This is a genomic window from Streptomyces sp. NPDC101191 (genome assembly GCF_044767915.1).
GTDB lineage: Bacteria > Actinomycetota > Actinomycetes > Streptomycetales > Streptomycetaceae > Streptomyces.
The window spans coordinates 110162-128336 of the sequence record NZ_JBIWOU010000002.1; the positions used below are offsets into that span (position 1 = coordinate 110162).

General features: G+C 68.7%; 16 protein-coding genes and 1 pseudogene. 7 read left to right on the forward strand and 10 right to left on the reverse strand.

Translation table 11 applies throughout. The features are described 5' to 3' along the window. Positions 1–59: 59 nt before the first annotated feature. From ACIRQF_RS07575 to ACIRQF_RS07595, 5 genes are all read right to left on the reverse strand, one after another. On the reverse strand, positions 60–1352 hold the full coding sequence (locus ACIRQF_RS07575; RefSeq protein WP_404089768.1) for a cyanophycinase: 1293 nt from the start codon (positions 1350–1352) through the stop codon (positions 60–62). A gap of 107 nt (positions 1353–1459) precedes the next feature. Then, positions 1460–2677, reverse strand: a complete 1218-nt coding sequence (locus tag ACIRQF_RS07580) for a M20 family metallopeptidase (RefSeq protein ID WP_404089770.1) — start codon at positions 2675–2677, stop codon at positions 1460–1462. Continuing rightward, complete coding sequence (locus ACIRQF_RS07585; RefSeq protein ID WP_376634794.1) at positions 2674–3426, reverse strand: amino acid ABC transporter ATP-binding protein; 753 nt, start codon at positions 3424–3426, stop codon at positions 2674–2676. Before ACIRQF_RS07585 ends, ACIRQF_RS07580 begins: the two co-directional genes overlap by 4 nt. A gap of 8 nt (positions 3427–3434) precedes the next feature. Further along, the gene (locus ACIRQF_RS07590; protein WP_404089772.1) at positions 3435–4406 is read right to left on the reverse strand and encodes an amino acid ABC transporter permease; all 972 of its coding nucleotides are present in this window, start codon (positions 4404–4406) and stop codon (positions 3435–3437) included. Positions 4407–4408: 2 nt separating this feature from the next. Next, positions 4409–5356 carry an ABC transporter substrate-binding protein gene (locus ACIRQF_RS07595; protein ID WP_404089774.1) on the reverse strand — a complete coding sequence of 316 codons (948 nt, stop codon included), beginning with the start codon at positions 5354–5356 and terminating at the stop codon, positions 4409–4411. Positions 5357–5674: 318 nt separating this feature from the next. Between ACIRQF_RS07595 and ACIRQF_RS07600 the strand changes: the two genes are divergently transcribed. Next, positions 5675–7102 carry a pre-peptidase C-terminal domain-containing protein gene (locus tag ACIRQF_RS07600; RefSeq protein WP_404089776.1) on the forward strand — a complete coding sequence of 476 codons (1428 nt, stop codon included), beginning with the start codon at positions 5675–5677 and terminating at the stop codon, positions 7100–7102. A 101-nt stretch (positions 7103–7203) separates the two neighbouring features. Here the strand turns inward: ACIRQF_RS07600 and ACIRQF_RS07605 are convergent, their stop codons facing one another. Further along, the gene (locus ACIRQF_RS07605) at positions 7204–8598 is read right to left on the reverse strand and encodes an aspartate ammonia-lyase (RefSeq protein ID WP_404089778.1); all 1395 of its coding nucleotides are present in this window, start codon (positions 8596–8598) and stop codon (positions 7204–7206) included. A gap of 199 nt (positions 8599–8797) precedes the next feature. Between ACIRQF_RS07605 and ACIRQF_RS07610 the strand changes: the two genes are divergently transcribed. Continuing rightward, the gene (locus tag ACIRQF_RS07610) at positions 8798–9178 is read left to right on the forward strand and encodes a DUF6221 family protein (protein WP_404089780.1); all 381 of its coding nucleotides are present in this window, start codon (positions 8798–8800) and stop codon (positions 9176–9178) included. A 27-nt stretch (positions 9179–9205) separates the two neighbouring features. On the opposite strand, the pseudogene ACIRQF_RS07615 reads toward ACIRQF_RS07610, so the two are convergent. Continuing rightward, positions 9206–9550 (reverse strand): annotated as a pseudogene (locus tag ACIRQF_RS07615) (DUF5954 family protein); the annotation flags it as partial. A gap of 384 nt (positions 9551–9934) precedes the next feature. Here ACIRQF_RS07615 and ACIRQF_RS07620 point away from each other — a divergent pair. Together ACIRQF_RS07620 and ACIRQF_RS07625 are read left to right on the forward strand one after the other, a co-directional pair. Further along, on the forward strand, positions 9935–10417 hold the full coding sequence (locus ACIRQF_RS07620) for a hypothetical protein (protein WP_404089782.1): 483 nt from the start codon (positions 9935–9937) through the stop codon (positions 10415–10417). A gap of 123 nt (positions 10418–10540) precedes the next feature. Beyond that, a complete protein-coding gene (locus ACIRQF_RS07625) occupies positions 10541–11011 on the forward strand; it encodes a hypothetical protein (RefSeq protein WP_404089784.1) in 471 nt (156 codons plus the stop codon). Positions 11012–11082: 71 nt separating this feature from the next. Here ACIRQF_RS07625 and ACIRQF_RS07630 read toward each other — a convergent pair whose 3' ends face one another. The 3 genes from ACIRQF_RS07630 to ACIRQF_RS07640 all read right to left on the reverse strand — a co-directional run bounded on the left by ACIRQF_RS07630 (position 11083) and on the right by ACIRQF_RS07640 (position 13989). Then, complete coding sequence (locus ACIRQF_RS07630) at positions 11083–11436, reverse strand: STAS domain-containing protein (RefSeq protein ID WP_404089786.1); 354 nt, start codon at positions 11434–11436, stop codon at positions 11083–11085. Between the two features lie 788 nt (positions 11437–12224). Next, complete coding sequence (locus ACIRQF_RS07635; protein WP_404089788.1) at positions 12225–13694, reverse strand: helix-turn-helix domain-containing protein; 1470 nt, start codon at positions 13692–13694, stop codon at positions 12225–12227. Between the two features lie 25 nt (positions 13695–13719). After that, positions 13720–13989 carry a hypothetical protein gene (locus ACIRQF_RS07640; RefSeq protein ID WP_404089790.1) on the reverse strand — a complete coding sequence of 90 codons (270 nt, stop codon included), beginning with the start codon at positions 13987–13989 and terminating at the stop codon, positions 13720–13722. Between the two features lie 649 nt (positions 13990–14638). Between ACIRQF_RS07640 and ACIRQF_RS07645 the strand changes: the two genes are divergently transcribed. The 3 genes from ACIRQF_RS07645 (at position 14639) to ACIRQF_RS07655 (ending at position 17622) form a co-directional block, all read left to right on the forward strand. Then, positions 14639–15493, forward strand: a complete 855-nt coding sequence (locus ACIRQF_RS07645; RefSeq protein ID WP_404089792.1) for a hypothetical protein — start codon at positions 14639–14641, stop codon at positions 15491–15493. Positions 15494–15656: 163 nt separating this feature from the next. After that, the gene (locus tag ACIRQF_RS07650) at positions 15657–16574 is read left to right on the forward strand and encodes a hypothetical protein (protein WP_404089794.1); all 918 of its coding nucleotides are present in this window, start codon (positions 15657–15659) and stop codon (positions 16572–16574) included. Positions 16575–16848: 274 nt separating this feature from the next. After that, positions 16849–17622 carry a hypothetical protein gene (locus ACIRQF_RS07655; RefSeq protein WP_404089796.1) on the forward strand — a complete coding sequence of 258 codons (774 nt, stop codon included), beginning with the start codon at positions 16849–16851 and terminating at the stop codon, positions 17620–17622. Positions 17623–18175: the final 553 nt, after the last annotated feature.

The window sequence follows — 18175 nt, forward strand, 5'->3', positions numbered from 1 at the left end:
GGCCCCGGGGCGGGCTGCGGATCCACCCAGGTGATCTGCTCGGGGGCGGATCGGCTGGGTCACCTGGGCGCGATGCTGACCCTCATCCCGATCAGGGTCTGGGCGTTCGCGCCGTCGCCGGTCCAGGCGGAGAAGCCCCTGGCCTTGCTGAAGGTGACGGTGAAGCGCGGGCCGGACTCGAACGTGGTGGCGGTCGCGGCGTCCTGCGCACGAGTCGAGGCGAGCGCGCGGGCGGTGGTGCGGAAGGCGTAGGGGGCGCCGTCCGGGTTGGCGGAAGAGAAGAAGACGTCGGTGTTGGCGGGCACCGGGGCCGTGCTCGTGGGGGTCAGGGGCCGCTTGCCCGGTGCGGGCCGCGGGGCCCAGGTGCGGGCGTCGTACTGGTCCTGGTCGGTGAGGTAGGTGTAGCGGGCGCCGCGCAGGTTCCACCCGGCGGTGGACGTGTGGGCGCGGGCGTCGCGTAGGTCGAGGACGGCGACGCCGTTGGGCCCGAGCACGGTGAGGTGTTCGTGCCGGGTGCCGGGATCCTCGACGACGAGGGCGGTGTTCTCCTCCAGGGCGTAGACGCGGTCGTGTCCGGTGTCCGCGGCGAGGCGGAGGGCCCGTCCTTCGCGGCCGTAGGCTCCGGTGTGGGTGTCGATGAGCCCGGAGCGCAGGAAGCCGAAGCCGCCCTCGGGGATGTAGGCGAGCCGGGCCGGGTCCTCGAAGTAGCCCTTGGCGCTGCCGTCGCGGAGGCCTTCGTAGGATTCGCCGCCGCTGACCATGTCGGCGCCGGAGGCGATCTGGGCGCCGGCGGAGGAGCCTGCCACGACGGCGCCGTGGGCGAGCTTGGCCCGGATGGCGGCGAGGACCTTGGAGTCGGTGTGCCGGTCGCCGTGCAGGAGGGTGGTGAGGTAGCGGTACTGGTCGCCGCCGCCGAAGAAGAAGCCGCTCATGGAGTTGATCTGGGCGACGACGGCGTCGGAGTCGGCGTTCGCGACGTGGTCGACGTCGAGGGGGATCCACTGCGCGTCGGCTGCCCCGTGGCGCTCGAAGAGGGTCGCGTAGTAGGCACCGTTGCAAGCGGAGTTGCTGCACAGGTCGGGGTCGTCGGCGTGGGGGTCCTGGCTCTCGGGGACGGACGCGGCGGTGATGACGCCGATGCGGGCGGAGGCGCCGCCGGCGCGCTTGATGATCTCTCCGTAGACCTGCCGGTTGTCGTCCTTCAAACCGCCTCCGACGAGGACCAGGGAGCCGCGAGGCGTCTGTGAGCGCTCGCTCGAGGCGTGCGCCGCCGTGGGGGCGGTGGCGAGGAGGGCTAGGGCAATGCTGCCCGCGAGGACGGTGCGGCGGGCCGTGCCGGGATGTGCGCGCATGGGGCTCTCCATGGGTGAGGTGGTGGGGTGACGGGGCCCGCTGGGCTGTCGTCGGGCCCCGTCGCCTCCGGCATGGCGCGGGGGCGATGCCGGAGGGGACTGCGTGGTCAGGCGCTGTTCCGCGCGTCGCCGAGCGAGGCGACCAGGTCGGCGAGCAGGGCGATGCGGTGCGGGACGCTGGAGACGTCGAGCCATTCCTGCGGGGTGTGGTCGGCGCCCCCGATGGGTCCCAGACCGTCCAGGATCGGCACACCCATGCCGGCGATCAGATTGGCGTCGCCCACTCCCCCGGTGGCCGCGGCGCCGAGCGAGACGCCGACGGCGGAGGCGGCGCGGCAGGCGCTTTCGAGCATGCGGCGCGAGGCGGGGGTGTCCTCCATCGGCGGGCACAGGTCGAGCTGTTCGACCTCGACCGTGGTGCCGGGCACTGCGGGGTGGTCGGCGATGTCCTGGATGGCCCGGGTGACGCGCTGGACGTCGGCCGTCGTGGCGGCCCTGACCTCGATGCGCAGTTCCGCCTCGGGGCAGACGATGTTCGCCCTGGTTCCGGCGCGCACCACCCCGACGTTGACGGTGACGTCGTCCCAGTGCCCGTTGAGGGCCTGGATCCGCACCACGAGGTGCGCCGCGGTCAGGGCGGCGTTCGCTCCGCGTTCGGGCTCGATTCCGGCGTGGGCGGCGCGCCCCGTGACCGTGAGGCGGAAGTCGGCCACGCCCTTGCGGGCGATGACCAGGTCCCCGTTCTCCCGGGCGCATTCCAGGCCGAGCCCGTAATGCATGCCGCGGGCGGTCTCCTCGATGAGCTCCCGGCTGGCGGGCGAGCCGATCTCCTCGTCCGGGGTGGCGAGGAGGACGAGCTCGTCGTAGGCGTCCACGCCGTGGTCGTGGAGGAGTTCCAGGGCCGCGAGGCCGGCGAGCAGGCCTCCCTTGTCGTCGCTGACGCCGGGACCGCCGGCGATGCTTCCGGTCAGGCTGAAGGGACGTGCGGCCGCGGTCCCCTCCTCGAAGACGGTGTCCATGTGGCCGGCGAGAAGGATCCGGCGGCCGCCCTCGGACTCGGGGAGTGTGCCCTTCTTGCGGGCGACCAGGGCGTCCCCCGCCTGGAAACCCTGCCGCCCTGGGGGGAAGGTGACGCGCTCGACGGTGAAGCCGATGCCGGTGAGCCGGTTCTGGACCCGGTCGGCGACCTTGTTGACTCCGTGGGGTGTGTACGAGCCGGAGTCGATGGAGACGAGCTGTTCGAGGTCGTGCAGGTAACGGGTCTGGAGGGAGCGGGCGGCGTCGAGGAGTTCCGCGGCGAGCCGCCGGCGCGGGGGCGCGCTCACAGGACCTTGGACAGGAACGCGCGGGTGCGGTCCTGTTCCGGCTCGACGAGGACCTGGCGCGGGTCGCCGGCCTCGACCACGATCCCCTCGTCCATGAAGACGGCGGTGTCGCCGACCTCGCGGGCGAAGCCGATCTCGTGGGTGACGACGACCATGGTCATGCCGTCGTCGGCGAGCTGCCGCATGACGTCGAGGACGTCTCCGACGAGTTCGGGGTCGAGCGCGGAGGTCGGCTCGTCGAAGAGCATCAGCTTGGGCTTCATGGCCAGGGCCCGGGCGATGGCGACCCGCTGTTGCTGGCCGCCCGAGAGCTGGGCCGGGTAGTGGTGTGCCCGGTCGCCGAGGCCCACCCGGTCCAGGAGGGCGTGGGCCTGCTCGCGGGCATCCGCCTTGGGGACGGCGCCGACCTTCACCGGGGCCTCGGTGATGTTCTCCAGTGCCGTCAGGTGCGGGAAGAGGTTGAACCGCTGGAAGACCATGCCGATGTCCCGGCGGCGTTCGGCGACCTCCCGTTCGCGCAGTTCGTGGAGCTTGTTGCCGTGCTGCCGGTAGCCGACGAGCTGCCCGTCGACGGTGAGCTTGCCACCGTCGACCTTCTCCAGGTGGTTGATGCAGCGCAGGAAGGTGGACTTGCCCGAGCCGGAGGGCCCCAGGAGGCAGCAGACCTGCCCCCGTTCGACCGTGAGGTCGATGCCCTTGAGGACTTCGAGCTTTCCGAAGTGCTTGCGTACGCCTTCGGCCCGCACCATGGACGTGCTCATCGGACGTGCTCCTTGTTCTTCTTGCCCATCGCTGCCAGGTCGCCGAACAGGCGCTGCATCGGGGAGGCGTGCCCCGCTCGCGCGGTGCCGCGGCCGTAGCGCCGCTCGAGCCAGGCCTGCGGGATGCTGAGCAGGGTGACGAGCGCCAGGTACCACAGGCTCGCGACGACGAGCATCGGGATGACCTGGTAGTTCTGGGCGTAGACGTCCTGGATGTTCGACATCAGGTCGTGCGCTGAGATGACGGAGACGAGCGCGGTCATCTTCAGCATGTTGATCGTCTCGTTGCCCATGGGCGGGATGATCACGCGCATGGCCTGGGGCAGGACGATCCTGCGCATGGTGAGGGCGGGGCGCATTCCCAGCGAGTGGGCGGCCTCGGCCTGGCCGGGGTCGACGGACTGGATGCCGGCGCGCACGATCTCCGAGGCGTACGCGGCTTCGTTGAGGCCGAGTGCGAGGAGGGCGGCGACGGCCGGGGTGAGCAGGGCGTTCGTCTCCGCCTGGAGGAAGGTGACGTCGGTGAAGGGGATGCCGATCTTCACGTACTTGTAGAGCGCCGCCGCGTATCCCCAGAAGATGATCTGCACGAGCAGCGGGGTCCCGCGGAAGATCCAGACGAAGCCGGTCGCGAGGCCGTAGAGGACGGGGCTGGACGACAGCCGCATCACGGCGACGAGGGTACCGAGGCCCAGGCCGAGGGCCATCGCCGCGGCGGTGAGCCAGAGGGTGGTGCCGAGGCCGTCGAAGATGAGATCGGCGAAGAGGTAGTGGCCGACGACAGCCCAGTGGAGGTTGTCGTTCTTCGCCAGCGAGCCGATCAGCCCGACAAGGGCCAGCAGGGAGACCGCTGCGGCGATCCACCGGCCGTAGTTGCGTACGGGCACGACTTCGAGCTCGTGAGTGTCCGGGGCGTGGACGGCGGCGGATCCGGCAGCGGATCCGGCGGGAACCTTGGTGGCGGTCATCTCTAGTCCACCGCCGCGTTCTTGGTGGCTTCGCGCACCGCGATGGAGGCCACACCGTACTTGCTGTAGATGGCCGTGAGAGTGCCGTCGTCGATGAGCGCCTGGAGCGCCTTCTGGATCGCGTCGGTCAGCTCGGGCTGCTGCTTGCTGATCGCGATGCCGTTGGGCGAGGCGTTGTAGCCCCCGGGTGCGGCCGGGTCGTCGACGAGGTCGAAGGCCTTGCCGGCGTCGGCGGACTTGGCGACCCAGCCGGCTGCGGGCTTGGTGAGGACCTGGGCGACGACCTTGCCCGACCGGAGGGCGAGCTGGGCGTCGGAGTCCTTGGGGAAGGTCTGGATCTCGATCTGTCCCTTGCCGGCGGTGGTACACGCCGTTTGGTGCTTCTTCAGCAGGTCGAGCTGGTTGGTCGCTGCCTGGACCGCGACGTTCTTGCCGCACAGGTCGTCCAGCGTGGTGATCTTGCCGGGGTTGCCGTCGGCGACCAGGATGCCGGAGCCGGACTGCGAGTAGTCGACGAAGTCGACGACCTGCTGGCGCTCCTTGTTGTCGGTGATGGCCGACATCGCGGCGTCGAACTTGCCGGCCTGGATGGCCGGGACGATGCCGTCGAACTTCTGCGGCGTGAACGCGAAGGTCACGCCGAGCTTCCCACCGAGCGCCTGTCCGAGGTCGTAGTCCAGGCCGGTGAGAGTGCTCTCGCCTTCCTTCATGAACATCTCGAACGGCGGGTAGGGCACGTCCGTGGCCACGCGGACCGTGCCTGCCTCCTTGATCCGGTCCGGCAGCATGTCGTGGAGGGCCTGGTCCTTCTTCACCTCCTCACCCGCGACGATGACCTTTCCGCCGGCTGCCGCCGGGGTGTCGTCACCGCCTCCGCAGGCAGAAAGCGTGGCGAGGGCCGCGGCCGCCAGAGCGGTGGCTACGACGCGGTGGGTAGGGCGAGCGTTCATCGCGGTGGAACCTCTCAAGGGGGAACTCTGCCGACGGATTCCAGCCGTCAGCCGCACACCAAGGAAATTACAGATCAATCCATCGATTGACTAGATGTACCTCACGTTACGTTCGCGTAACGCGGCCACGCCGCCCTCAGGACAGGGCCTTGTACTGCGCAATCAGTGCTCGTCGAGCGTCGTCGCACGGCAAAGTCGTCGTACATCTTCCCGTCGGACACGATGACTTGTAAGTTCCGCTACCAACCTCATGAGCTTTCGGCCATGCGTCATCCAGCCGATCGACGAGGCACTCCCCTTCTCTCCTCAGGAGCCCTCATGGCCTCAAGACTTCCCCTCGGTTCCACCGCCGCAGCGATTGCGCTGCTGTCGGTCGCCATCACGCTCACCGCCCAGCAGCCCGCCCACGCCGGCGCGAACAGGATCCGCCTCGGCAGCGCCTCGGACGTCAGCCGCACGTCCTGGAACGGGCCGGCCTTCACCATGAACGGCGCCGGAGCCGTCATCCCGGCCTCCATGAGCCGGGCCGTCAACGACATCACCGGCGGCACGGGAGCGATGGACGTGGTCGTCCTCGCGGGCTCGGCGCCGACCTCCGGAAGCGCGACGCCCGAGTGCGACACGGTCATGACCCTGACGGGTGTGAACTCGTGTACGACCTGGACGCTCACCGCAGCCAACGACGGCAACAACAGCCAGGTCAACGCCGACGTGCGCAACGCGGAGTTCGTCTACTTCGCCGGCGGCGACCAGTGCCGGTACGCCGCATGGAAGGGCACCGCCCTGGAGGCGTCCGTCGAATCCGTCGTCGCGAAGGGCGGAGGCTCGGGCGGCGGCAGCGCGGGCCACCACATCAACAGCCCGATCGTCTACGACGCCTGCAACGGCAGTGTCACCAGCGCCGAGGCACTCGCCAATCCCTACGACCGCTACATCAGCTTCACCACGGGCATGTTCCAGTGGCCCAACTACGCGGGCGTCATCAATGACTCCCACTTCGTCACGCGCGACCGGATGGGCCGCACGATGTCCTTCCTCGCCCGCGCCGTGAAGGACGGTCTCGCCCCGGGCGGCGCCGCCTGGGGTGTCGGCGTCGAGGAGGGCGGGGGCTCGCTGTACCTCGACCGCAACGGCATGGCGACCCAGTACGGCAAGGACGCCTACGTCGTCCTCGCCGACCACCAGCCCGAGCAGGCGGTGGACCGCAAGCCGCTGACCTACTCCGGGTTCAAGATCTGGCGCCTGACACCGGGCTCGACTTTCGACTTCAAGAACCGACCCACCTGCGGCTACTACCTGCGCAGCGTGAACAACGGCGTCGCCGACGCCAACCTCTACAACGGCACGCCTCAGACGAACTGCGGGAGCCAGGGCGGCAGCACACAGGCGGAGAGCGAACCGAACGACACCCGGGACACCGCCAACGACGCCACCGCCCTGGCATCGCCCGGCTCCATCACGGGCAGCATGAAGTCCACGACCGACCGCGACTACTTCAAAGTCAGCCTCGACTCCGGCCGGACCGCCACGGTGAACTGCGACGTCCCCAGCGCCTACGACGCCGACCTGTACTGGCTCGACTCCACCGGCAGCACCATCGCCCGCTCCGCCAACAACGGAGCGGGCGCCGACGAATCACTCAGCTTCACCCGAACGGCAACGGGCGCCGGCACCTACTACCTCGACCTCGAGGCTTACTCGGGTTCCGGCACCGCTTCCTACACCTGCACCCTGACCAGGAGCTGACCCGCCCCCGCGGCACCTGGTCACACAGCCCCGCACCCTTCGAGGATCCGACGTGGCCCCGGACAGCAACCGGCCGTCCGGGGCCACGCCGGGTCCGGCGGTCAGCGGGGATGGGCCAGGGTCCACAGGTCAAGGCGTGCGTCCAACTCATCTTCCGTGAGCAGCCCGCTGCGCCTGGCGAGATCCCTCACCGACAGGCCCGTCTCGAGGCTCTCCTGGGCAAGCTCGGTAGCACGCTGGTAGCCAACGACGGGGTTGAGTGCGGTCGCGAGACCGGCCGACCCTTCGACCAACTCGCGAAGGTGCCGTTCGTTGGCCTCGATGCCTTGCACGCAACGCTCGGCCAGCAATCGACTGGCAGCGTCGAGGCGGTTCATGGAGTTGAGCAACAGGTGCACGATCAGCGGCTCGAAGGCGTTGAGCTGGAGCTGGCCTGCCTGGGCGGCCGCGCAGACGGATGCGTCAGTGCCGATGACCTCGAAACACACCTGGTTCACGGCCTCGGGGATGACGGGATTGACCTTGCCGGGCATGATGCTCGAACCGGCCTGAAGGGCCGGCAGCCGGATCTCGCCCAGACCCGCTCGGGGGCCTGAGCACAGCAGCCGGAGATCGTTACAGATCTTCGCCAGCCGGACCGCGTACTGCTTCAGTGCACTGGAAACCTGAATGAAGCCGCCCATACCCTGCGTACTCTCGACCAGGTCACGGGCCGGGCGCACGGGAAGCCCCGTGATCGCCGCCAGGTGGGGCATCACTGCCTGAGCGAATCCCGCTTCCGCGTTGAGACCTGTCCCGATGGCCGTCCCGCCCAGGTTGACTTCGAGCAGTGCGGCCGAGGCCAGCGTGAGCAGCTCGGCATCGTCCCGGACGGTGAGGGCGAAGGTGTCGAACTCCTGCCCCAGCGTCATGGGTACGGCGTCCTGGAGCTGCGTCCTGCCGAGCTTCACCGTCTTCGCAAACGTGCCACCGCGCTCAGTGAAGGCGCCGGCGAGCACGCTCATGCCATCGAGCAGCCGTCCGGCAGCCGTGTACAGGGCCAGCTTGACGGCAGTCGGGAAGGCGTCGTTGGTGCTCTGCGAACGGTTGACGACATCATTCGGGTGCAGGTGGCCGTAGGCGCCGCGCTCGTGACCGAGCAGCTCCAGCGCACGATTCGCGATGACTTCGTTGGCGTTCATGTTCGACGACGTGCCGGCACCGCCCTGGAACACGTCGACGACGAATTGATCGTGGAGGCGTCCGTCGCGAACCTCCTGACATGCCCTGATGACGGCGTCCGCCTGCTCGTGGGTGAGGACTCCCAGATCCCGATGCGCCGACGCGGAGGCAGCCTTGACGGCCGCAAGTGCAGAGACCAGCTCGGGATGCACAGACAGGGGAAGGCCTGTCAGAGAGAAGTTCTCGCGAGCGCGCAGTGTGTGGATGCCGTAGTAGACGTCCTCCGGAATCACACGGTCGCCGATCAGGTCATGCTCTGTGCGTTGCGAACTCACTCTCGCGGCCCTCCGGTCTCCTGGGGGCAGCACCTCCGCCCTCACGTACCAATGATTACATCTGAGCACAGCTAGTCGCTATAGAAATGTGCATTACATCCCTGGGAGCTGGCCAAACCACCTATGCGTGCGTGCCTGCGTGCGTGCGTGTGTGGGAGGACATGCCGGCCAAAGACCAGGCAAGCGGCAGGATGACCTCGTGAACCCAGATCTTGTGACATGCCTCAAAGCCCGGCTGGACGAGGAGGCCGACTTGGCCCGACGCTGCGACGGTGACGGATGCGGTCAGTGGACCGCTCAAGAGGGCACCGTCGACTTCAGTCGAGGAGAACTCGCCGGATTCCCTCCCCCGATCGCCCTGCATGTGGCGCTGCACGATCCGGCTCGCGTACTGCGGGAGATCGAGGCCAGGCGACGCGTGCTGGCCCGCCACGAGTTCAGTCCGGCCATAGGCGACCCGGAACTACCGTGGGACAACCGCGATGACCGCCAGTACGACGGCGAGCCCTGGCCATGCGAGGACATCCTCGACCTCGCCCTCCCGTATGCCGATCATCCTGACTATCCCGGACACCTCTGAGCAGAGATCGTTTACGGGACACAGCCTCTAGGTGTATTGATCACGAACGTTGTTGACACGGCTGGGTCTTGAACCTGGCGAAGGCCCCCGTGTGTGGTGGAGGTTCACAGGGTGGGGGTCGGCGGGCCGCGGCGTCTCGATGCCGCCGTGCTCGTCGACGGCCGCGTAGTCCTCGGCCCGCACCACCCGGTAGCGGATGTCCAGCACGGTGAGCTCGTCGACCTTTTCCTTCTCCAGGCGAGCGGCCGCCGCCAGCAACGCGCGCCGTTACTGCCTGCTCTTCGTCTCGCCCTTCGCCCGGAACCGCAGCAGGGAGTTCAAGGCGTCGCGAGCCCGCTGCGGACAGCCGTGGGTGACCTCGACGACCACCCGCCACCGCCGCCCGCCGCCCTGGTCTTACGCGGCGACGCCGAACAGCAAGCCCCGGACCGCCAGGCCGCTTTAGCGGGCCACCGCGTCGGCGGCATCAGCCTCCATGGCGCCCTCCACCGGCCCCACAGGAACCTGCACCACCACCGGCCACTACCCCAGCGTCGCGTCGTCTTCACTCGCACCACCATCGTGGCGGCCCCCGTGCACCCGCATCGCGGGTGCACCAGAACTCTGCCTCGCGCGCCCTTTGTCCCATCACATGAGCCCCCAGGCCGTCCTCAAGGAACACCGCGGCACGGAGTCGCGGGCCAACGACGCGGGGCCGAGCGATTTTGTTACGGGTCAGGGCGGTGACCGCCGACGGCTGGCGGCCGTTAGCCCGGCATGTTCCTCTCTCACCTGCCCTCACCGTCTGCTGTCAAGCCAGAGCCGCGCGTGCCGTGGAGCGGCGAGCAGGAGGCCCTGGCCCAGGCCGCGGCCGCCGGTCGACGCGCGGCGGCCTGGGTCCGCAACCTTCCGCTGCCGGCGAGCGAGACCTGGATCGTCGGCCCGCTCGCCGACGCGATTGAGGACGCGATGACGAGCCTCGACCCGGGGGACGAGACCTGGGTCGACGGGACCGGCCGGGGAGGACTGTCCCAGCCGACGGAGGAGACGCTCAACAGCCTCATCTACGCCATGCCGGAGGCCGCGACTTGGCTGACTTGCGAGCAACAGCTCGCCCTCCTGGGCATCGCGCACTGCGTGAGCGGGATCCCGAAGCTGCTGGCCAACGATCCCGGAACAGTGATCGAAAGCGGCGGGTTGGCCGCACTGTGCAGGGCGCTCGACATCGGCTGCCGAACGGCGCGGGCGTCGGTGCTGTGAGACGGTGCTGTAACCGGCTCGCCTCCCTGTATCCCCAACGCAAGAGCGGGCGCCACAACGGCTGACGGTCTCGGCTTACCCAGACGGGCGGGTGAGGCCCGGCAGCCGGGGCACACGAACCTCATGCAGGGACGCCACGCGCGCTTCAAGAGCACTCCGTCCATCCTGGCCGCCCGTACGGCATCCGCTTCGACGGGCGCCAAGCACGCCCGCCCAGGCGGATTCACCACCCGGCTGCGCCGGCGGCTCCGTGCCTACACAGCGGTCGAGTTCTGCTCCACCCACATCCCCGGCACATCAGGACCCGGCGAGGAGTGCCTGCTCCTCGTGAACGGGCGCCAGGTCGTCGGCCAGGTCCGCTACCAGTTCTGCCCCACCTGCGCCTACGGCGTCATCACCGCCCTCTCGATCCACAAGCCGTTTCGCGACACCGGCCTGGACACCCGGGCGCTGTCCCACCTCCGTTCACGCCACCCGGGAACCACCTGGCGGAGCACCGTACGTACCGGCACCGAGGACGACCTCATGCTGAGCATGCGCATCCCCGTCCTCCCCTCGCCGCCGCCCTGCCCCCACGCTCCGGCCCTCGCGTGAACGGACACCCATCCTCGGAACGTCCTGTAACGGGAGATCTACGTCGGCGTGTCGCCACTCCGATCCCGAGGTTAGGCAGGCGAGGTGGGGTTCAGCTGCTGCCCGCGATCCTCCGGGTCAGCAGGCAGGAGAATTGCATCGGCGCCGGTCAGGGTCAGTAGCCGCATCGGTGCTTCACGCAGGCCGGTGAGCACGAGTCGGCTGCCGCCCTCCGCGAGCCGGCGTCGCAGTACCAGCAAGAATTTCAGGCCGGAGGAGTCCATGAAGGTCACCCCGGACATGTCCAGACGCAGCGGTGCACCATCGGAAAGCGCCTGACGCGTGACTTCTTCCAGGGTGGGGCAGGACGTGAGGTCCAGCTCCCCGGCCACCGTAACGACGGTGTCGTCGGCGTTTTCGCGGGTGGTGCGGATGAGTTCGTTCATGGTTCGCCCCTTTCTTCAGGGGTCGAGCCCAACGCACCCCGGCTGCGGGGTGCCAAGAGCGTGACGTGGAGTCACGCACAGACCAGCAAGACCACCCGAACCGCGTCCCGGCCCTCCAAGAGAGCCTGCGCGGGCGGCTCGGGGTCTCCTACCAGACCAGGCTGGTGTCCTACGACCCTCCCACACCGCGCACCCAACGGACAGCCCCCGGCCCCGGCTACGGACCGCAACCGGCACCGGCAGACCCACCCGCCCCACGCGCCACAACTTCGCGAGCGGGAGCTGCCGCTCCCGGCCTCGAAGCCTCGGCGCGGAGGGGCAAACCGGGAGGGCGGACGCGCCGACATCGCCGCACCCGCGAACATGATCGACACCGAAACCCGCCGCCCCTGGGCAGCGGCCTGGCCCAGGCTGCGGGGTTGGGCTCACACAGTTCGCGGCGGTGGGGGTCGGCCGTCACGGAGAAGACCGGCAGTCAGGCCGCCCGCCTGCGCCAAGGCTTGCGCAGGCGGGATGGCCTCCCGGCTTCGACGCAGAGCGACGCGGTACGACAGGCGCAGCAAGCTGAGCGACCCAGCGGCCGCGCTCACCAACACGCACCAACACGTGACGCAATCCGTAGCAACGCTGCCTGGTGCACCCTTCGCTCATACCAGAGCCCTGTCCCGGGGGCATCGCAGCGAAGCGGCTCGAGACCGTCCTGTAGCGGCTCTGAGCTTCTGGCAGGCCGGACCGTAGCAGCCCCTTTCGTCTGCAGCGCAGGATGGTGAAGGAGGGCTGGATGGTTGTCAGGCTGCTGCCCTGCCGATGCTTCGTGGCTCCAGGTCGTCAGCGATCTGGTCGATCTCTGCTTCGCTGCGGCTGAGGAATTGCTGGGCTTTGGACAGCGCGAGGTCGATGTCGCCAGGCTCGGATGCTGTGGGCTTCCGGCGGGGTGCCGGTAGCGATTCCAGAGACTCATGGGGCCCTGGTGGTTGGCTGAGAGGACCGGCGAGCTGGAAGCGGAGGCCTGTGATCTGCTGCTGGAGTCTCAGGGCGAGATCCTCTGCCCTGTCCCTTGCTCGCTTTGCACGCTCGAGTTCCTCCAGGGCGCGTTCGGTCTGCTCCTGGGCCCGGTGCAGGCGTTCCGCAAGGTCCGTAAAGGACGGGGCCATGTCGTGCACCCGGAGTCGTTCTCGTTCGATGGTCGCGATGTCCACTTGGAGTTTGCCGATCATCGTCATGAGGATGAAGATCAGCTTCTGTGAGTTCTCCATCGATTCTCGCAGAGCCTCCTGTCGTTCCAGTGATGCGGTGAGCCGCTCGAAGACTTCGACCTCGCCTGAGGCATATCGCGTGATCGCTCCATGCACACCTGGACCGCTTCTCAGGGCCGGGTTCATGGCCCGGTCCCACAGGGACAGGGCGTTGGCCAGTTGCCGCTCGGCGACTGCGGGAGGGACTACCGCCCGCACCAGGGCAACGACGAAGTCGTGGGGAGGGATGCTGCCGGCCAGGTATACGGAGGTCCGGCTCGCAGACACGCGCAGGCGTTGGCTCAGCTCGCGCGTTCCGATCCCTGCGGTGTCTACCAAGCGGCGCAGGAAGGCGGCGAGATCGTACGCCTCGCGGGTGGCTGCCCGGATGGGGCCTCGTGGTCGGCCTCTACGGCCGGCGGCTTTCCGTTCGAACGGGGTGCTGCTCGAGGTGGGCCGTTCCGTAGCGGGGCGGACGCGCTGAAGGGCTTGGACCCATTCCTCGTGGCGGTGCCGGGGGACGTCGCATGCGGTCAGGTAGCTGCGCATTTGGCGTGCGGAGTTCGGCAGCGCTTTCCCCAGGCTGATGCGGTGCGTGGTTGATCGCGGGAGGATGCCGAGGCCGCCGGCTCCTCCTTCCATGGCGCGCATGGTCGGTCGGCCTGCCCACACGTGCAGGTCGCGCAGACTGCTGCGTAGATCGTCCGCTGTAGCGCAGAGATTCGGATCGGGTGCGCGGTAGCTGTAGCGGGGCAGGACGGAGGCATAGCGGGCCTTCTTCCACAGCAGTCGCGCCTGGTCGATGTCCGACTCGCGGACTGCTAGCCCGGATGGCGTGCAGGCGGTGAGGTAGGCGAGAACGGTGCCGAGTTTGGGTACGCCCGCTCCTGAGGCGGCCCGTTTGAGGGTGGCGGGTGACAGCTGGGCAGCGGTGGCGAGCTGCCCGTAGGTCATCCGCGAGCCGGCTCTGGATGCGCGCAGGAAGTCGGCTAGGGCGGCGTGCTCGGGGACGCTGCGGTCCACGGGCCTCTCGGGGCGCGCCACTGCTTCACTTCTCCGGTCCGAGCAGTGCGCGCAGTGCCGCGCCGAGGCGTCCGACGCTGCCGCTGACGGTGAGCAGGACGACGCTCGAGCCGATGCCTCCGGCTCCGCCGATCAGCCACAGCACGTCGGCGACGGGCATGTGGAGGACGGCCAGCAGGGCAGCGGTCGCGAGGAAGGCGATGATGACGGCCGCGTGAGCGGGCCCGAACCCTGCTCCGTTCCGGGGCTGGTGGGTCGGGCTGGAGCTCGCTGAAGATGAGGGTGTACGAGGCATGGTGCAATCTCCTGATCGTGCGTCCTGCCGGCAGAGATCGCATGCCGGCAGGACGGGGCTACTGGCTCCAAGGGCGTTGCCTCACACGGCGGTTGGCGCCGCCGGATGTGATGCCTTGGACCGAGCATCCCAGCTACCGGGGCGTTCGTGGATAGCCCCGCGGCATCGGGCAGACCGTTGGTTCACCGGTGTCCTGGCCCAGGATTTTCTCCCCACCGTCCTGTTCCGGCATGCCACCGCCTGCCACCAGGTCGGACACACCCGATACTGCTCCGCTCGTGCCCTGCGGAGCCGCGGTTTGGCTCGGGTGTGTCCCAGTTGCACTTGCCTGTTCCCAGGCCCGGTGAGACGGTCTTCCGTGTGGCAGGCGCTTCACGCGGCAGCCTGCCTCCTCGTCCCTGATTGCTACTGGCTCCAACCTTCGGTGAACAGGGAATCGCAGGACTCATGTTGGCGCATGACCTGCTGCACGCCGAGACAGGCACCCCTGCCAAGGCAGTGGGTGCCTCCTCTCTTCCCACACCCGTACTGCTGTGCCGAGCAGCGGACACGTCTCGCTCCGGCCGGAGCCCCGAAGCCGCCGGAAACGGATGGCCGAAGGCCTCCTGCCTGGTCATCATGACCCCATGGGGGACAGGCCAGGGTCATCGTGGTCCGCGAGAACGGCACGCACGAGCTGTACCGGACCGGCTGGGCGGTCGGAATCGACCTCGACCTGCTGGAAGGGCCCACGCCGGTTCTCGCCATGCTTCCCGGACTCCACCAAGACGACTGGTGGCTGGACGACACCTTGGCCCAGGGCGGGATACGGCTCGACCTCGGCCGGAAGGTGCTCCTGTTCTTCGCCTGGGAGGGGCCCAGCACGGAGCTCCGCCACCGCGCGGCCATGTTTCAGCTGATCCGAGGCGCGTGGCCGGGCTGGGAGGTCCGCTGGCTGTACGACGGCTCGGCCGAACTGCGTGAGTACGTCGGGCTGGATCCGGAGTACGTCCGCTGCCGCCAGTCGGCCCTCTCTGTTGCCCCGTTCCTCGCCCCGGACGACGAGGAACTGGCCGGGCCCGACCCAGGCGGAGTGGTGATCACGGTCAGCACCGGCCGCTGCCACGTCGCCTCTGACGCCTTCGACCACCCCGTCCGCGAGGGCACCGCCCTGCTCAACCGCCTGGCGGACGCCCCCCGGCACAGAGACTGCCACCTGCACGTCAGCTCCGGCATCCACCTCGACCCCGAACGCCGCCACCTGGGCTGGTGGTCCCTCTACTCCTCACCACAGGCTTACCAAGTGACAGAGCTGTGGCCGGGCTGGACGGTGGAGTTCTGGCAGGACGACTGGGAACAGCACGTCAGAGCCAGCGACCGCTTCTCTCCAGCGGCGTTCGACGGCGACGAGGAAGCCAGAGCCGCGGTACTCGCCGAGGCCGGGAAGCGCACGGCCATCCGAGCCCGCAACCGCCACCAGGCCACCCGTCCACGGACCACACCCGCTCGATCCCAGGCGGGATAAGCGCAGCCGGCCCGACCTTGGACAGCGACGCCACGACCTTTGGCGCGCCGTAGCAGTCTGTCTGCACGCCAGGGGTTCGGGTATGTCGCGCGTGAGGGACGCCGTAGGTGGGCAACTCTTCCCCGGGGCCAGGGCTTGGTACGGGGAGTGAGGCGGGGCTTCCGTGGTGGGCGTGGTCGATGCGTGGGTCAGCATGGTGGCCGGGATTTATGTGGTGGTGGTGTCGGCGACGGTGATGGTCTGTTTCTGGTTGGCCGAGGAACGTGAGTGGCGTGCCTTGGCCGAGAGCGCGGGGCTGGGCCGGACGTCGACACAGGGGCTGTCCTTGTACGAACTGGCCTTCATCGAGAACCGTTTCGGCCCCGGCAACATCCTTGGGGTAGCCGTGGTACGGATGCACGCCGAACACCGGCTGACGCTCTTGGGCAGGGAATTCGACGGGTTCCGCTTCAGGGTGGACGACCCCGATCCCCGTGACGAGGTGGAAGCTGCGCTCCTCGACCTGCTGGCCAGGAAACGCGGATGGCTCTCCCTGTCCCTCGGCCCCTACGACCTGTCCCTCCCGCCGTGGCAGGCACTGCACCAGCACCTCGTCGCGGACGGCCTGCTGCGCGAACGGGGCCTGCCCCGGGGCGTCTCCGCCGACTCGCAACAGGTCTCCGCCTGGAAAAGCGCACGCGCAAGGGCCTACCGCATCAGATTCCACCTGCTGGCCTGGTCCCTGACCGCAGGAGCAGGGACGGCACTGCTGTCCGGAGCCTGGCTGCTTCTCGCCCTCTACGTCGCCGCCCTCTCGATCCTGCCCGTACTGAGCAGGTCCGCCGTCCGCCCGCAAGCCACGACCGTCACCGAGGAGGGAAAGGCCGCAGCACGCGCCGCCCGCACACAGACACCTGACTCCAAGCAAGCCCAAGCGCTCCTGGCCGTCGCGTTGGGAGGCCTGACCGCCATTCCCCCCTGGCACCCGTTCGCCAAGCCCCTGCCCAGCCCGCAACCCCCTCCCCCGACCGAACATGCCGGCCGGAACGAAGAACCTCCGCGCATCATGAACCTCGATCCACCAGGACTCGGCGGCCTGTAACCCCGGTACCACCGCCCAGCGCCCGGCGCCCGTCCAGCTCAAGAACAGTTCCCCGGCCTCGCAGGCCGCCGGTCCGGTCATGGTCCGCGTGGTCGGCGTGGTTGGGGTGGACGTCAGCGGTATAGCCAAGTTCGACCCGATGACCTGCAGATCGGGCTCGAGTTCACACACCACGTCGCACAGTTGCCAACGCATTGGCATAACTCGGCCGTAGCAGGCGGTGATCCCGGTAAAAACAAGGCTACGAGTGCGTAGAAGGGGGACGCAGCGCGTCATGGTTCTCGGGTTGATCATTTGTGCTGGTGTGCTGGTAGGGGTGGCATGGCAGCGGTATCGCTATCCGGGTAGGTGGGAGCACGCCTTCAGCCCGAGGCATTCAGGCGCTCGGAAGCTGTTGGCGGATGCTCGCGGTGCAGTCCGCGCCTGGAAACGCTCGAAGGATCAGGCCGAGGCGAAGGCACGTCAGGATGCCGATGCAGTCGAGAAGGCTCGGGACGAGCGTCTGCGCCGACTGGATCAGCGCATGGCGTCGCTGAACAGCCCTGGCCGCGGAGAGCGGGTCCAGGCACTCGGCGAGCTGGTTCTGTTTCAGCACGTTCTCGTCGTGCAGTCCCCCTCGAGGACGCGCTCCATCGCCTTGGCCGGCATGAAGGTCCGCTTCGAGCCCGGGCAGAGAAACTACTCCGTCTACTGCACCGACGCTGACGGGCACGTGCATCGTGCCAAGTACCCGCACGTTCCGTCCTCCCCGGGGAGCGACGAGCAGCTTTTCGATGAGGACCAGGTGCGCGACTTCGCCGTGACGATCGAGAACACCGTCGCGCAGGAGAACATCTTCCGTTCCCGTCTCCCGGGTCAGCTGAAGGAGGCGCAGAGCAAGTGGGAGGAGGCTCAGGCCGACACGAGCGAACTGGACGCCGCTCAAGAGCGTCTGCGGAAGCTTCGCCAGCGTAACGGCAGCGACCAACGGGGGGAGAAAATGGAAGCCCGGCTGGCAGAGGCCTCCCGAGACTGGGAAAGGCTCACCGGGCGGATTCCCCCAAGGTAACGCCCGGCTGGAAACACGGCTCCGTCAGCCTCGGTCCCGCAGTGGTCAGGAGCCGTCGCCGAGCGGCCTGGGCCCAGCGGCCTTGAGGGCTAGCGTCGGCCCCGATTGAACCAGAGCGAGAGAGCATCAAGTCGGCCGCCGCCCAGGCGCCCGCGCAGATGCTGCTGGCGGCCTGGCATCCAGAGCAAAGATCGTACGTCGAGGACCACCCTCGTGAGTGCAGGGAGCAGGGCCGGAAGGAAGCCCGGAGTCTCCCGCCACGGGACCTTCCCGGTGGGTGCCGGGGGCAGGCGATCGAGCCTTCCCACAGTTGATCGCTTCGGGACCAACCCCCGGGGGTGTGGGGAGCAGGAAGCCAGAAGGGTAACGTCCGGCCCCGCGGGCGACGCGGAACGGATGTGAGCCCCGGCGGAGGACCATCTCCGTGACATCAGGGTTCGGAAACAGCTACTGAGCGCGCCCGCAGAAGTGGCACACGTCGGGACCATCCCCGCGGGTGCGGGAAGCAGAGGCTCTCTGCGAGGACGTCTGCGCGAGTTGCAAGGAGCCACCG

Excerpts from the sequence above, each read along its gene's own strand:
- ACIRQF_RS07620 (WP_404089782.1), top strand. The coding sequence starts at position 9,935 with ATGTTCCTCTCTCACCTGCCCTCACCGTCTGCTGTCAAGCCAGAGCCG.
- ACIRQF_RS07590 (WP_404089772.1), bottom strand. The coding sequence starts at position 4,406 with ATGACCGCCACCAAGGTTCCCGCCGGATCCGCTGCCGGATCCGCCGCC.
- ACIRQF_RS07640 (WP_404089790.1), bottom strand. The coding sequence starts at position 13,989 with ATGCCTCGTACACCCTCATCTTCAGCGAGCTCCAGCCCGACCCACCAG.
- ACIRQF_RS07655 (WP_404089796.1), top strand. The coding sequence starts at position 16,849 with ATGGTTCTCGGGTTGATCATTTGTGCTGGTGTGCTGGTAGGGGTGGCA.
- ACIRQF_RS07575 (WP_404089768.1), bottom strand. The coding sequence starts at position 1,352 with ATGCGCGCACATCCCGGCACGGCCCGCCGCACCGTCCTCGCGGGCAGC.
- ACIRQF_RS07625 (WP_404089784.1), top strand. The coding sequence starts at position 10,541 with ATGCAGGGACGCCACGCGCGCTTCAAGAGCACTCCGTCCATCCTGGCC.
- ACIRQF_RS07585 (WP_376634794.1), bottom strand. The coding sequence starts at position 3,426 with ATGGTGCGGGCCGAAGGCGTACGCAAGCACTTCGGAAAGCTCGAAGTC.
- ACIRQF_RS07630 (WP_404089786.1), bottom strand. The coding sequence starts at position 11,436 with ATGAACGAACTCATCCGCACCACCCGCGAAAACGCCGACGACACCGTC.
- ACIRQF_RS07600 (WP_404089776.1), top strand. The coding sequence starts at position 5,675 with ATGGCCTCAAGACTTCCCCTCGGTTCCACCGCCGCAGCGATTGCGCTG.
- ACIRQF_RS07595 (WP_404089774.1), bottom strand. The coding sequence starts at position 5,356 with ATGAACGCTCGCCCTACCCACCGCGTCGTAGCCACCGCTCTGGCGGCC.